Source organism: Arthrobacter pascens (genome assembly GCF_030816475.1).
GTDB classification, from domain to species: domain Bacteria; phylum Actinomycetota; class Actinomycetes; order Actinomycetales; family Micrococcaceae; genus Arthrobacter; species Arthrobacter pascens_B.
In genome coordinates this window covers 3251855-3265880 of record NZ_JAUSXF010000001.1, presented here as the reverse complement: position 1 = coordinate 3265880, position 14026 = coordinate 3251855, and the positions used below count along the sequence as shown (strand labels likewise).

Sequence of the window (14026 nt, the reverse complement as noted above, 5' to 3'; positions counted from 1 at the left end):
CGGTAGAACCTGGGGTGGCAGCCGGCGTCGCCGGAGCGGTGGAAGGGTTCACAGCCCGGTCCCGTGCTCGGTCAGGCCGTTCCTTACCGCGAACAGTGTCGCACCCACCCAGTTGGTTGCACCGATCTTAGTATTGATGTGCTCCACGTGGTTGCGGACGGTCTTGCGGGCGAGAAACAGGCTGGCGGCTATCTCGGCCGGAGTCATTCCGCGGCACAGCATGCCGAGGATTTCCACTTCCCTGGGGTGAGCCTGGCCGGAGGGGCAGGCCGGCGGTGGGGCTGCGGGCCGGCCGCGACGAGCACGGCGTCCGCAGCCTCGGGGCTGATCCGGCCGGCTGAAACTTCCTGCCGAAGCCTGGCAGCTGCATCGGGCAGCGTTGCGGGTTACGCAGTTGTGCGATGCCGCAACCAATTCGTTCAATTTGGAGGGCCATCAAGTTGCTTTCCGCTCAGTGAGCGGCCCGCGGCCGGACGCTGTCATTCTCAGATGCTGGCGTTTAGGTTTCAAGGTGAAATTCGACGCGATACTTCATGAACCGGATATTACGGGTCATTGTCAGGGCCCGGCGTATGCGTAGGTCGTCTCCCCGGGCGATAATCACGCCCTCCACGGTTTGCCCTGGTTCCAGCAGTTCTTCCTGCACATAGCCCATGTAACGTTGAATCTGGCCCACCACGGCATCGCTGGCACGTTCGCGTTTGAGTTCGACCACCAACAGGCGCTTTCTGTCCTTGCTGACAGCAAGAATATCCATCGGGCCGGTATCGGAGGGATACTGCTGGCCCTTCACCTCACCGTCCTCTTCATAAATGTCGTAGTCGCGGCCCAATTCTGTGTTGCGCCAGTTGTGCACCAGAAAATCTTCAAGCTGCTTCTCCATCTGGAACGCCAGCTGCTCCTCCACTTCAGACGCCAGGGCAACTACCGCAGGTTCCGCCAAATGCGTGAGTTGGGCGAGTTCCGTGGCGTATGGGGATAAGGAGAAAACCGTCATTAGGGACCCGGCGGAGTTGGCCAGTTCCGGGCTCATGGCATCCCTACCGAAGGTGCCTTTCCAGTCAACCCTCCTTCGGTGTGGCAATATCTGTCCGGGGGAGTATTCATACCCGCTTGTGACGGTTCCGAAAGCATATGTTCTGTCCGGTTTCGGGGCGAGTACAACGTCGCCGACTTTTATACCTTCACAGGCTGCCCATAAATTTCCCATGGCCAGCCCCGCGGCTACTTTGGATTTATCCGGGTTCAGGCGAAGAAAGACGTTGTTCATGGCGGTATGGAAGGCCCTAGAGCCGTTGCCCAGATGGGAGCGGATGTCGTAATCGCCGATGAAGTCCACGCCGAGGTATCCGGACTGGACCATCTCCTCCGTGTGCATCCCGCCGCGGCCTTGCCGGACAATCCAGTAATCGGTCATCTTCTCCCTATTCGTTCAATTCGAAACCCTTCTTGATGCTATGGGCGTTGGAACACTAAGGATAGGGAAGAGCCGGGAATTTGTGCGCGAGGGGTGGTCACTTCGCCAGCGTCAAGAGCTTCCCTCGGGTCATGGCCGCTAAGTTCATCCTCAGCGTGGGCAAAACCACGAGGCCGGACCCCGGCAGGAGCTGGTGCCCGCCAAGGCCAGCGCCATCGTGACCAGGTCTTAGTGGTCAGCGCCAACTGCGGCGGTGCCACCGGCAAGGTCCTGAGCATCATCGTCGACCGGAGGGCAACACTCTCGCCGAGGCCGGCGGCGACGCCCTGGGTGCTGCTCACCGCGAAGCTGGACCTTGCCGCCGTCGAGCACGTTAGGAGGCGCGACCGAAAACCTCAACTGACTCTGGTCCCAGTTCAGCGACTGCAGAACTGCCCGTTTAATCGGGGCGGGACCCTCCGGCCTCGCCGCGCAGGCCAGCGACTCCCGCCTGATGTACGCGATGAGCCGCGACTCCGTCCTGTCCAAGGCCGTCTTTGGCAAACTCAGCGAGAAGTTCCACACCCCGGTGGTGAACCTCGTCATCTCCGGCATCATCGGCCTGATCGCGATCTTCCTGGACGTGGCCACGCCGACGTCGTTCATCAACTTCGGTGCCTTCATCGCCTTCAAGCTGGTGAACGCCTCAGTGGTGTTCCACTACGTGCGCCAGCGCCGGGCCGGGCACCGGCTGAACCCGGTGACCTAAGTGGTGGTCCCGGTGATCGGTGCCACCATCTGCGCCTACCTGCTCTCCCAGCTGGTCAGCAACGCCATTACGCTGGGAGTCTCCTGGCTGGTGCTGGGCGTGGGTGGTCCTGGCCCTGATCACCCGCGGCTTCAAGGCGGCGCCGCCGGAGATGACGGTAACAGAAAAGGCAACGGTCGAGGCCGCCTGAGGCTGGTCAGCTTGTAGTTTGGTTACCGGGCCGAGGGAAGGAACAGACGTGCGGATAGCGCTGGGGCAGCTTCCGGGATTCCAGGCTTGATGTTTGTCGATCGCTTCAGCACGAACTTCCCGGCAGCCGGCACCATCAGGCTAAGAATCGCCGTTGGTCTGGCTCGCCCGTGACTGTCGCCGGACCTCGGCCTCCCCAGCCCTGCAGAAAATCAGCACCAGCTCACTTACCGTCTGCTCGGTGATGCGCTCCACCATTCGGGCGTAGGTGGATAGCTGGCGCCAGTACGATTCCAAGGTCTCCTGCGTGACACTGATGTCCGTTTTGAAATCGGCGATAACCAGCGTCCCATCGTCGTCCCGGTACATCAGGTCGATGATGCCCTCAAGTGTTATGCCGCCGGCAGACGTGACGACGGGCAGCTCAAGCCAATGCTCCCGCTCCGCCGCACGCTGAACGGGTGTACTCCTCAGCGCGGACCGGGCGCGTTCTGCGAGGCCAGCTGGATCCACGAGTCCTGATGGGCTGGCGAGGCTCTCGGCGAGCACATCGAGCGCCTCTGTCTCCCGCAAGTCACTCAGCTCAAGCAACCGGTGCAGGGCGGTACCGAACTCCTTGCCGTGCTCGCCAGCCGGCGCTGCGAACGACGGCAGTCCGCCGTCCTCTTCTGCACCTACAAAACGCACCGCGTCGTCTCGTGGAAACTCGCCGGTCCTTCCGTTTCCGGCGCCCTTGGCGATGGTGGTCACCGAGGTGGATGAGATGATCGCGGAGTTCGCCTGCCAGGTCTCGCGGCTTCGCTGCCAAACGTCGAACGGCTCGACTGACCGAACCTCCCGGGGCACTTTGACCGGTTCTGGGAGTTCGTCAGGAATATTCAGGTCAGGTGCTGAACCCGCGTCGGCTGCATCCCTGAGGAATTGGCCGAGGCTGTTTTTGGCATTCACGTAGTAGGAGACGATCAGGTGGCTCTCCGCCCGGGTGCAGGCAACGTAGAGCAGGCGGCGCCGTTCGGCGTCGGCAAACTGCGCTTCGGTTGTCTCGGCGGCGTTGTATCCGGCCGACCGTATGTCGCGGATGAAGTGGACCTGCAGTTGCGAGTCCTGATCCCAGAGAGCTGCGGCCTTCTGATTGTTGGGGGCGGATCCGGTGCCGGCCAGAATCACCATGGGAAATTCCAACCCCTTCGAAGCATGGATGGTCATGATCCGCACTGCCTGGACATCAGTTTCCGGCACCACCGCTTCTTTGACCCGGGAGTTTTCTTCCTGCTGCACACTGGCCCAAACAAGGTAATCACGCAGCCCGCCATGGGTCGCCTCCGTCCAGGCCCTGGCCTGGTCGATGACAAATCGGAGCCTGCGCCAGACGTCCCGGTAACGCGGGGCATCAACTGCTGCCTCCAGCATGCGCCGGTCAGTAACAACGCCCTCCATGATCTCAGCTGGGGTCAGAACCTCGATATCGCTACACAGGGCGGCAAGGTAGCGAAGGGATTGCGCAACCGTGGAGTCCTTGAGCCCTTCCGGTGCAGGGGCGAACATGTTCCATCGGCCGCCGGCCCGCTTCCACTCGAAGAGTTCATCATCTCCGCAACCGAACAGCGTTGACCGCAGGGTCAGCACAAGCGCGGCTTCGTTGGCGGTGTTGGAGATGGCCCTCAACGCGAGGAGCAGGTCGGTGACTTCCTGTGTGGAGTACACCAGAGAAGATGCTTCGGCGCGGTATTCGATGCCGGCGTCGTCAAGGGCATCCTCCATCGCGGCCAGCGATGTGCGGGTTGGGATCAGGATGCAGATGTCCTTAAGCTCAACTGCATTGTTCTCGAACCTATCGGATCGCTTGATTTGTTTTTGCCATGCTGGCGGGCCAGCAGTTCCCGTCGCGATCCTGATCGCAGCGGCAACATCGGTCGCTTCCTGCCGGCGCATGTCATCTGCTGACACCCTTCCTGACTCGCCAGGCTGGGCCCCCGCGCGACCGATGACTGAAACTGCGGGACCATGCTCATCGCGCCACTCAGGGCGCAGAGGATCGGGCGTGAGTGCCTGGTATTCAGGCTGAATGGTTCCGCTTGGCACGATCAGCTCCTCGAACGTGCCGTTGATCCACTCGAGGAGCTTTCCTGTGGACCGGAAGTTGGTCTCGAGGGAAGCAATCCGGGACGCCGCGTCAGAGGAAAAGCGCCGCTGCGCTGCGAGGTAGGTAGCAATATCGGCCCTGCGGAAGCGGTAGATCGACTGCTTGGGGTCGCCGACCGTGAACAGCCTGCCGGGCGGAATCTGCAGCTGCTCCCATCCGTCGGGTCCGCAAACGTCAGTGGTTGAAATTCGGGTGGCCAATTCGGCCTGGATCGGATCTGTGTCCTGGAATTCGTCCAGCATGATGTAGCGGTATCGATCGTGGAGGGCACGATGCACGGCCCGTTTGCCCTCACCGACCAGGAGATCGCGGGCGTGGATGAGGAGATCATGGTATTCAAGCTCTCCACTGCGCTGGCGTTCGCGCGCCGCCTCGACCAGCACCTCGGCCATGGCGGCGGTGACCGTCTGGACCGCGGGTTCCACGAAGCTGTTTCGCAAGGCGATCGCCTGTTCAGCCAGGTCCTTGCATGATTCCTGGACGATCGTGACGTTGCCTGACCAATTGATTTGTTTCCCGACGGAGAAGCCCTTCTGGGGAACAGCGTGCAGGAGCTCGAGGACCATTCCGAGTTCCTCGGTTGCTGCCTCCGCCAGGCGACCATGCCAGCTCTTGATGTGTTCGAAGGCTGTGAGCAACTTATCGGCGGGATCTGCGCAGTGATCAGCACGTGCGAGGACCTCCTCCGTCTGACGCAGGAGCGGACCGAGGTCCACGGCCGGAATAGGCCGCCTTTGGGGTGGGTGGCTTTCCAGCCGGTCCCAGTTCGCGTCCAAGTCGGCGGCAACATTCTGCAGATGGTCCAGGGAAACGCCAACGGCCAGAAGGATCCGCAGGGCGTTGTCTATGGACGGGTCTGTGAAGAGCTTCTGACGGGCCGCTTCCCACCGGCGGGTGAAAGCAATCTGCGACCGCAGCTCGTCCACGACAGTGATGAGGGGAGGAACGCCTGCCTCGATTGGATGCTCGCTGATAATGCGTGCGGCGAAGGAGTGGATCGTTCCGATGGGAGCGGTGTCCAGCTGGTTCAGAGCCTGCCGCCGCCGTTCCGTACTGCTTCTCTCGGCTAACCGTCGGCGAACTCGTTCCCTAAGCTCACCTGCTGCCTTTTCCGTAAAGGTGATGGCAGCCACGCTCTTCAGTTCCACGCCGGCATCGACCATTGCGCAGATTCGTTCGACAAGTTCGCGGGTTTTGCCGCTGCCCGCGCCTGCTTCGACGAAGATGTTGCCTTCGAGCTCTTCCTCGATAAGGGTCCTGTCAGCGTGGTCTGTGAGATCCATGATTTCGGGTTTCATTTCTCTGCCTTCAGGAGCCGGGCATAGGGCTGAAGTTCTTGGGCGTTCTGAAGTTTCAGCCACTGCTGGCCAAGCTCCGAGGCCCCCGTTATGGTGGTGAAGTTGACATAGCGGTCAGACTCGGGCCGAGGGGGGAAGATCCCGTCCCGCAACGCAGAAATGATGAGGCCCGCGTCCATACGAAGCTGCTCGATCACATCGTCGGTCACGATGTAGCCGATTCTCGCGAAGTCGCCTGCCTTCGAGATGAACCAATACTCGGCTTCGACGGCTGATCCCGGGGCGGCGAGCGTTCGCGCGAACAGACCGTAGACCGGAAGCTGGTAACGGGTGCCCTCCGCGGTGGGATGGTCTTTTAGCGGCTTGTATTTCTCGGCCTTGCCGGTCTTGTAGTCGATCACCCTGACGCTGCCATCCGAATGCTGGTCTATTCTGTCCACCTTCCCGCGGAACCGAACCACGGTGCCGTCGTCAAGGACCAGCTCGACGGGCGGGTAGCTGTCGGTCCCCTCAGGGCCAAAGCTTGCCTCCTCCGCCAGGTAACTCCAACCGTCAGCCGACTTTGCGTGATCCACTTCGAATACCCGTTGCAGGTCTTGGCGGATCATTGCCTGGTTCCGCTCCCAGACGTGGCTCAGCCAAGAGGGGTTGGCAAATTCCCCAAAGGCCGCATCGGCAAGTTCCCTAAGGCGACTCGACGATGCTGGCAGGCCGTCTTTTGTGATGCTGCGGACGTAGTCTTCGAGCACTTTGTGAACCAGGATGCCTCGCTCCTGTGGCGAGATCTGCACCTCCAATTCGACGTCTTCAAGGATGTTCACTTTGAGGACATGCTTCAGGAAGTAGCTGAACGGACTTGTCACCCAGTCCTCAAGCCCGGTGGGAGACAGTGCTTTCCCTGGGTCAACAATGGTTCCCGCATGTGCGCTGAGGTTGCCGTTGAATCTGGAGAAAACACCATTGCGCCGGTCCCGGGCAACGGCCAATGCACGTTGCAGTGAAGTGTCGTCGCGAAGCACCGAAAGTCGCTCCTCGGCGGTGAGAATCCGCCGCAGCCGCCATTCCTGCGCCGTTGGGGGAAGCGCGGCCGAGGTGGGGGCGCCATTCTCGATCCCATGGGCGAAGGACTGAAGTTCCTTGTTGGGCTTAGCAGTGATCCACCGGGAAATCTGGTAACTGCCGGATCCGCGCAGATCGCCGCGCGGACTGGTGATGGTCCGTTCAGACCCGGAAGCGAGGGCAGCGAAGAACTGTTCCTTGCTGGCTTCTGCCCGCTGCTCGACAGTGGGGAGACCGCCGCCGAGAATAACCCGGATGCTATCTGGAAGGAGTGGATTCTCCCGAATCCTTGCCGGTGCCAACCCTTCCGCCGCTCCAACAAGGAACAGGAAATCTAGGTCCCTGGCAACGGCATCGGCATAGCTGCCGATGACGACGCCGGTGCCGCTCTTCCCGGTCCAACCGCCCTTTGAGGCTATTCCCTCCTCCATCGCGCTCTGGATGAGCGTAGGGCTGGCCGGTGGGCCGATGATGTCCAGGTAGCGGAGGTCTCCAACGATCTGGACCAGGGCTTCCCGGGCGGCGGTCTTTTCGGGCCGTTCGGAAGCCGTGCGGGGGCCCAGGAAGCCTTCAACCAGTGTGGCGAGGCCTGCGGACGCATCGCTCCATGAAGCAGCACTGCGGATGTCACCGATGCAGGCGGCAAGCGCGACAACGAAGGACCGAAAAGTTTGGAGTTCCTCACGTTGGAGGGCCCGGTATTCGGACACTTCTTCGCCGTCGGCGTCTTCGGCCGGCGGATTGGTGTGCAGCCTTTCACAGACATTGCTACTGGGGAGCTGGTGCCCGCGCCAGACCAGCGTTCCTTCCGCGAGGATATTTAGAATGGCGCGAGCGTCCGGATGCTGTGGGTCCAGTTTCAATAGTTGAAGCAGGCCACGCGCGAGCGGCGAGTCCATGAGCCGGTGCGCTGCCGGACCTACAAACGTTACTCCGGCCTGGCTAAGCCGCTGGGTCAGCAGCGCGGCGTAGGGTTGGGAGACTGAATGGAAAATACCGATGCGGTGGCCGGGCGTGCCTCCTGCCAGCCTTTCAACGACAAGCCGGACGACGGCGCGGACTTCGTCATCGGCGTCGGAGGCCGTCATGAGCGTGGTGTTCTCGTCCGGCGTTCGGGACCCAGCAATGCTATGCATGCCGGCCTCTTCGAGGCGTTGCCGGTAGGCAGTCTCGGAGGGACGCATCTGAGTTCCCAGCATGAAGCCAATGACCGTGCCCAGCTGTCTCGTCACGGTGGCGGTTCCCAGCCTGCGGCCTGCGAGAGTGAAGGCCTCATGGTCGGTGTACCAGCGGGAGCGCAGTGATTCGCTGGCCTTCCCATGTATGCGGAGAACTTCTCGCATGAGTTCTGGCAGGGCTGGCTGCGTTGAGTCTGGAAGGGCGTCGAGCATGACGGCTGTCTTTGCTATGGCTCGGGCGGTGGCGGGTTGCGCGGCAACATCCCTGAAGACCCCGGGATCATCGATCAAAACTTTACTGACGGCTCCCAGCCTCAAGACCGCAGGGAGCGGACTTCTTCCGGTGACTGCGGGGTCCGCGGCGATGAGTTCTGTTGCCAGGTCCTTCAACGTGAAGGCTTTTATGCCTGCACTGCCCGCCCCAGAGTTGAGCGTCCTGCCGAGGAACCGAGTGACGTCCAGGCCAGCTCCATGGGACGGCACCAAGATGGTGACGGGTGAAAGCGGATCCGAAGCCTGGGCCTGGCCGATCATCCGGGCCAGCTCTGACAAGGCATCGCTCACTGACGAAGACGTAGTGCGCATCATGCTGTTCCCTCATCCTGACGTTTTACTCAACATAGCAACGGGTACTGACAGAATTGCTATGAAGTTCCTGCGCCGCTGTCCCCGCCAGCCTCTGCGGCGGCGGCAAGCAAACGGTCAAAGCTCGTGATGCCGTAGTCGGGAGGCGTGACAGTGATGACGACGCGCGTCGTGCCGACCACGTTGTCCGCACGCTTCACCACAGGATCCCGCTGGTTCTTAATCTAGTGATTAAAGACTATGCCGAGGCGCTGACAATAAACGTGAAAAGCAGTTCCTAGCCGGTTTCCAGCACCGGCTTCCATGCCTGCGTCCGTGACAACGCGACCTTGAGGTCCGGGCCGCCCGCTTCCTCCAGCAGCCCTGAATCGCCAACGACCACGAGCAGCCTCCTTGCCCGGGACAGCCCCACATAGAGCTGTTCGGCCGCCCGGTCCATGTCCTTGAACCCGTTGACGCACAGCACCACAACGGACCGTTCCAGTCCTTTGATGCCGAGCACGTGGCCGTAGAATTCGGATTCGCCTGTGTGGAACTCGCGCCAGTACTCTTCGGTTGCGCCACGCTCAAAAAAATGCTGATGTATCGGGTGCCTGTCCTTGGTAGTGAGGAGGGCGATCTGGCTGTTGGCCCAGCGGGTCACCATGAAGCTGCTGCCGCCACTCAAAGGGGACATCGGTGTAGCTGTACGCTGCCCGGCAGCCCGCCGGGCCTTCGAGGAGATTCTCTATACCTGCGAGCTCTTGCATCGTTAGTCTGGAGTTACAGTCTAGGAACCGTCTGCGCTTCTGCTTTTTGCCGTTTCCCGAGAGGTTGGCGAGCACCGATATGACCGAAAGCACCGGACCAAACCGCCGCAAACGCATTAGGGCAGTTCTGGAGATCCTGTCAGAACACCCAGAGGGCGTCGCCAATTCGAAGGACCCCGATGGCGTGTTTCAGCTCGCCGTTGAGCGCGTGCCGCTGAGCCCGGCTGAGGCCACCACCAATGCAAGCGGTCTCGTGCGCGGGAGCGCAAACTTGTCCTTCGACTCCATCAACCTAGTGGCGGCGGGCTGGATTACAAAGACCCACGGCATCTGGCGAATAACTCCGGAGGGCCAGAAAGCTCTGGAGGACTATCCAAGCGCTGACGAACTTTTCGGCCAGATGTCAAAGCTGTTCGCCGCACAGACGGCACGTCGAAAGGCTAACCGCGCAGAGCAACTCCGAACGGTCCTCGTTTCACGACGCCCACAAGAGGACGTTTTCCGCGCCACGACCGGACTTTTCGTGCAGAGGGGCCTCCGCGAAGGGTCTTCGGTATTCGATCCGGACCGCGATGTCTGGACCGTCCCCGCAATCTCTGAACTAAGAACCCGATTTATCGAAGCTCCGGACGCAGGAGAGGGCACCTTTGTCGACAAACTAAGGCTGCAGTTGGCCGAGGCCGCCGATGAGGCTCGGCTGTTGATGGCCGAGCTTGTGACGTGGCAGGTTCTGCCTATTTATGAGGGGGCCATCGGCTTCGGCAAGAAGAAGGAGCGAATTTCCGCAATTCTCCAGACCATGGACGAGCCGGCCATGATCCCGGACCAGGTCCTCAGCGGACTCAAGACCGGCGTCGTCCACCCCGGCCAAGCGATGCTCAGCAACACATTCCAAGCGATGGCCCTTCTGCTTTCCGTCGTCGAGGCTTACTTGCAATCCCCGATCGAAGTGCAGCAGCAAGTCCTATCGGACCCGTGGGCTTGGAAGTCATTCGTCTTCAGTGTCAGGGGACGAAGCTTCCCGACCCAAAGAAACGCGCTGTTGTACATGGTCCACCCGGAATCATTCATAGATTGCTTCTCCGACCAGGATAAGGGCCTGATCCGAAATACCTTTATCACCAGCGATGCTGACTCGACAGGGGACGTGGACCGTGATCTGTTCAGTATTGGCCTCCGCCTACAGCAGGAGACTGGCACCCACGTGGATTTTTACGACGAACAGCACAAACACCTTTGGGAGAAGAGCGCTCCTCGTCCAACGGAGCAACCGGAGTCGGTGGACGGCGACACATCGACGGACGCCGGACAGCTGGCTCCGGGGATCGAACGCGAACCGTTCCCTGCCGCTAACGCGGCGCTGAGTGGTCGGGTCTACATCGAGGAAAAGTGGCTGCAGGAGGCGTTGGACCTTCTTAAGAACAAGCGGCAACTGATCTTGTTCGGCCCGCCGGGGACGGGTAAGACGTTTATTGGCCTCGCACTGGCCGAACATATCGCCCGTGACGAGGCAGAACTTGTGCAGTTTCACCCGAGCTATTCCTATGAAGACTTCTTTCAGGGATATCGGCCCGTTACTGTAAACGGAGCCCTGAGCTACGAACTCAAAGATGGACCTCTGCGACGAATCGTCGACAAGGCGAACAAAGCCCAGCACCGAAACTTTGTACTGGTCATCGACGAGATCAACCGCGGAAATCTGGCGAAGATCTTCGGCGAGCTCTACTTCCTGCTCGAATACCGACACCGGAAAATCAACCTTCAGTACAGTGAAGAGACATTCGAACTGCCTGACAACCTCTTCATCATCGGAACCATGAACACCTCAGACCGTTCTATCGCTCTGATGGACGCGGCCATGCGCCGTCGATTCGCATTCCGGGAGCTGCATCCGGCGCAGCGTCCGGTATCCGAGGTCCTCAGCGGATGGCTTCTTGCGCACAAGAGCAATGACCTCGGCCAAGAACCAGCCCTGCTGCTCCAGCAACTCAACAAGAAGATCAATGACGCCTCCTTCAGCATTGGCCCGTCCTATCTCATGCCCAAGGTTGGAGGGATCACGCAGGATGTCCTCACCAGGATCTGGGAATCGGAGATCCTGCCGCTGCTAGAAGAGCACCACTATGGCGAGGGGAAGGACGTGCTGAAGCAGTACCGTCTGGACACGTTGAGGGCGGAGCTCGCTGTGCAGAACCGAACTCCGGCTGAAGACTTGAACAGCGATGGTCCGGCAGACGGGGAGAGGGAATAGACGGTGCCAGCGTTCGAAATCCGTGAAGCGGCCGTCAGCCGGACTTTGGCGCTGCCGGACACCATCGGACGAGCCCTAAACAGTCTGGACATTGCCACAGCGCTGCCGGAAGGGGAAGGACTGTGGACTGTCTCTTCCGTCTCGAAAGTTGGCGTGGTCTCAGTAGGTGAGCACGAGCTATACATTCGACCCAAGCTGCCGATCCCACGCTTGTTCTTCCTGATGGGTTACTCGCGTTCGCCGAAGTACTGGCGCGATGATGATGTAGCGCTTTCAGCCGATGAGCATCTGGTCAGCAGCATCGTTAGCTCCTTCATCCGTCAGGTTAAGAAGGCAACCGTCCAAGGTCTGTTTCAGGATTACAAGACGGTGCAGGAATCTGAGCCCATGATTCGGGGCAGACTTAATATTCCGGCACAGATTGGACTGCGGGCCGGACTTCCCTTGCCAGCGGAGGTGACATACGACGACTACACCGTCGACATCGCTGAGAACCAAATGCTGGTGGCGGCAGCGCGCAAACTGCTGACCGTCCCGCGCCTGGCAGAAACCGACAGGCAGTCATTGCGCAAGCTGCTGCAGAAGTTCGACGGAGTGACTCTCGTCGCTGACCCTACGGTGTTTCCGGGCATCCGGTTTACCCGGCTCAACGCCCACTACGCTCCGGCCGTCGTCTTGGCTGAGATCATCCTTAAACATGGGTCTCTGGAACAGCATGCAGGGAAGGTTACTGCGAGGTCATTCCTTTTCGATATGTGGGAGGTTTTCGAGGACTTCGTGTCCGTAGCACTCCGCGAAGCCATGGTGTCCCACGGTGGGAGTGTGGACCTGCAATACCGGGGAAAGCACTTGGACGTTGGCGGAGTGGTGCCACTGCGCCCTGACATCGTTTGGCGCGACGACCAGAACGTTTTGGCTGTCCTGGATGCAAAGTACAAGGCCGAGAAGAACAAGCGGTTTCCGAACGCCGACCTTTATCAGATGCTCGCATATTGCACGAGGTTCAACATGCGCGCTGGCCACCTTGTTTACGCGAAAGGTGAATGCGAGGAGACGTTTCATGACATACGTCGGGCGGACGTTCGTATTTTCACTCATTCATTGGATCTTGAGGCGCAGCCGCACGAGCTCTTGGGCCAAATCGAACGCTTGGCTGCGAAGGTCCTGGAACACGCCGATGTCACAGCACAGTGACATGCGGCTGCCCCTACCTTTTCACCGATAAGCGCTGTCCTGGCAGAGTCCAGCTAGTGCTTGCGTAGCGTGAGACTCCGGCTCAGTGTCACCTCTCAGTCTTGTTGGCAAGAATCTCAACTCACTTGCAACCTACGGTTTCTGATCCCCGTCTCACTTAAGGTGGCAACCAGCCCCAGCCAAACACTCAGCCGGGCGTGGACAATCTGGGGCACATAACCCACACCGGCAAGCAGTCACGCACCCAGTCACAAACGCCGCACCATCCGGCCGCACTTGTGCTGCTAATAATTTGGCCGGTATGAAGAGCACCGCCTTGCCGCTATTGACACCAGGACAGGCACGACAACAATCCTTCCCGCTGGTCTTCCTCGCGGGAGCGATCATCGGTGTCCTGGGCGGCATGATCGGCCTGGGCGGCGCCGAGTTCCGGCTTCCCCTGCTGATCGGGCTGTTCGGCTTTGCCGCGCTGCAGGCCATCATCATGAACAAGGCCATGAGCCTGATCGTCGTCATCACGGCCCTGCCCGCGAGGCTCTTCGCCGTCCCGCTCTGCGAGTTATCCCCTCATTGGTACATCGTGCTGAACCTGCTCGCCGGCAGCCTCCTCGGCGCCTGGATCGGCGCCCACTGGGCCACCCGGCTGAAGTCGAAAACGCTCTTCCGCGTCATCGCGGTCCTGCTCGTCCTGATCGCGGTGCTGCTTTTCGTCACGCACTTCTTCGCGGTCGAGCCCCTCACAATGGACCCCGCTTCCCGCACGGTGCTCGGCGTCGCAGCCGGGATCCTCATCGGAGTGGTCGCTGCTCGGATGGGAGTCGCCGGCGGGGAGCTGCTGATCCCCACGATCGTGCTGCTCTACGGAACCGACATCAAGATCGCCGGAAGCCTCTCCCTGGTCGTGTCACTGCCCACCATGCTCGTCCCGTTCGCCCGCTTCAGCAGAGACAAGAGCTTCGCCGTGCTCGGGCAAAGCAAGCCCTTCCTCATCACCATGACGCTCGGCTCCATCACGGAACCGTACTCGGCGGCCTACTCCTGGGAGTCGTCCCAAACCTGGTCCTCATCCCCCTGTTGGTCCTGCTCCTGCTTCTGTCATCGATCAAAGTCTGGAACCACGACTAACAACAGCCCGTCGCCCTAACCTACGCCGGGCAGACAGCCAGTCCGGACATCGCCAAGAATCAGGCCATGAGAATTTCAGCACGGCCGGCG

General features: G+C 60.6%; 11 protein-coding genes. 5 read left to right on the top strand and 6 right to left on the bottom strand.

Annotated elements, in window-relative coordinates; translation table 11 throughout:
* Positions 1-48: 48 nt before the first annotated feature.
* Both QFZ40_RS14900 and QFZ40_RS14895 read right to left on the bottom strand, forming a co-directional pair.
* Entirely contained in the window at positions 49-237 is a 189-nt protein-coding gene (locus QFZ40_RS14900; RefSeq protein WP_306905356.1) for a response regulator transcription factor, read from the bottom strand.
* 262 nt (positions 238-499) lie between these two features.
* The gene (locus tag QFZ40_RS14895; protein ID WP_306905355.1) at positions 500-1417 is read right to left on the bottom strand and encodes an endonuclease NucS domain-containing protein; all 918 of its coding nucleotides are present in this window, start codon (positions 1415-1417) and stop codon (positions 500-502) included.
* A gap of 502 nt (positions 1418-1919) precedes the next feature.
* Between QFZ40_RS14895 and QFZ40_RS14890 the strand changes: the two genes are divergently transcribed.
* Both QFZ40_RS14890 and QFZ40_RS14885 read left to right on the top strand, forming a co-directional pair.
* A complete protein-coding gene (locus QFZ40_RS14890; RefSeq protein ID WP_306905354.1) occupies positions 1920-2165 on the top strand; it encodes a hypothetical protein in 246 nt (81 codons plus the stop codon).
* A gap of 12 nt (positions 2166-2177) precedes the next feature.
* A complete protein-coding gene (locus QFZ40_RS14885) occupies positions 2178-2372 on the top strand; it encodes a hypothetical protein (RefSeq protein WP_306905353.1) in 195 nt (64 codons plus the stop codon).
* Positions 2373-2495: 123 nt separating this feature from the next.
* On the opposite strand, the gene QFZ40_RS14880 is transcribed toward QFZ40_RS14885, so the two are convergent.
* The 4 genes from QFZ40_RS14880 to QFZ40_RS14865 all read right to left on the bottom strand — a co-directional run bounded on the left by QFZ40_RS14880 (position 2496) and on the right by QFZ40_RS14865 (position 9293).
* Positions 2496-5795 (bottom strand): UvrD-helicase domain-containing protein, encoded by a 3300-nt coding sequence (locus QFZ40_RS14880; protein ID WP_306905352.1) that lies wholly within the window; start codon positions 5793-5795, stop codon positions 2496-2498.
* Positions 5792-8620: a PD-(D/E)XK nuclease family protein gene (locus QFZ40_RS14875; protein WP_306905351.1), complete on the bottom strand. Its 2829-nt coding sequence runs from the start codon at positions 8618-8620 to the stop codon at positions 5792-5794. The genes QFZ40_RS14880 and QFZ40_RS14875 overlap by 4 nt, the downstream gene beginning before the upstream one ends.
* Before the next feature lie 56 nt (positions 8621-8676).
* Positions 8677-8817: a hypothetical protein gene (locus QFZ40_RS14870; protein WP_306905350.1), complete on the bottom strand. Its 141-nt coding sequence runs from the start codon at positions 8815-8817 to the stop codon at positions 8677-8679.
* 77 nt (positions 8818-8894) lie between these two features.
* Entirely contained in the window at positions 8895-9293 is a 399-nt protein-coding gene (locus QFZ40_RS14865; protein WP_306905349.1) for an ATP-binding domain-containing protein, read from the bottom strand.
* A 152-nt stretch (positions 9294-9445) separates the two neighbouring features.
* Between QFZ40_RS14865 and QFZ40_RS14860 the strand changes: the two genes are divergently transcribed.
* The 3 genes from QFZ40_RS14860 to QFZ40_RS14850 all read left to right on the top strand — a co-directional run bounded on the left by QFZ40_RS14860 (position 9446) and on the right by QFZ40_RS14850 (position 13955).
* A complete protein-coding gene (locus QFZ40_RS14860; RefSeq protein WP_306905348.1) occupies positions 9446-11617 on the top strand; it encodes an AAA family ATPase in 2172 nt (723 codons plus the stop codon).
* Between the two features lie 3 nt (positions 11618-11620).
* A complete protein-coding gene (locus QFZ40_RS14855; protein WP_306905347.1) occupies positions 11621-12811 on the top strand; it encodes an McrC family protein in 1191 nt (396 codons plus the stop codon).
* Between the two features lie 301 nt (positions 12812-13112).
* Positions 13113-13955, top strand: coding sequence for a sulfite exporter TauE/SafE family protein (locus QFZ40_RS14850; RefSeq protein ID WP_306905346.1), 843 nt, complete (start codon positions 13113-13115; stop codon positions 13953-13955).
* Positions 13956-14026 lie beyond the last annotated feature (71 nt).

Bases quoted from the DNA above. Each gene is read 5' to 3' on its own strand.
- QFZ40_RS14895 (WP_306905355.1), bottom strand. From the start codon at position 1,417: ATGACCGATTACTGGATTGTCCGGCAAGGCCGCGGCGGGATGCACACG.
- QFZ40_RS14890 (WP_306905354.1), top strand. From the start codon at position 1,920: ATGAGCCGCGACTCCGTCCTGTCCAAGGCCGTCTTTGGCAAACTCAGC.
- QFZ40_RS14880 (WP_306905352.1), bottom strand. From the start codon at position 5,795: ATGAAACCCGAAATCATGGATCTCACAGACCACGCTGACAGGACCCTT.
- QFZ40_RS14875 (WP_306905351.1), bottom strand. From the start codon at position 8,620: ATGATGCGCACTACGTCTTCGTCAGTGAGCGATGCCTTGTCAGAGCTG.
- QFZ40_RS14865 (WP_306905349.1), bottom strand. From the start codon at position 9,293: ATGTCCCCTTTGAGTGGCGGCAGCAGCTTCATGGTGACCCGCTGGGCC.
- QFZ40_RS14860 (WP_306905348.1), top strand. From the start codon at position 9,446: ATGACCGAAAGCACCGGACCAAACCGCCGCAAACGCATTAGGGCAGTT.
- QFZ40_RS14850 (WP_306905346.1), top strand. From the start codon at position 13,113: ATGAAGAGCACCGCCTTGCCGCTATTGACACCAGGACAGGCACGACAA.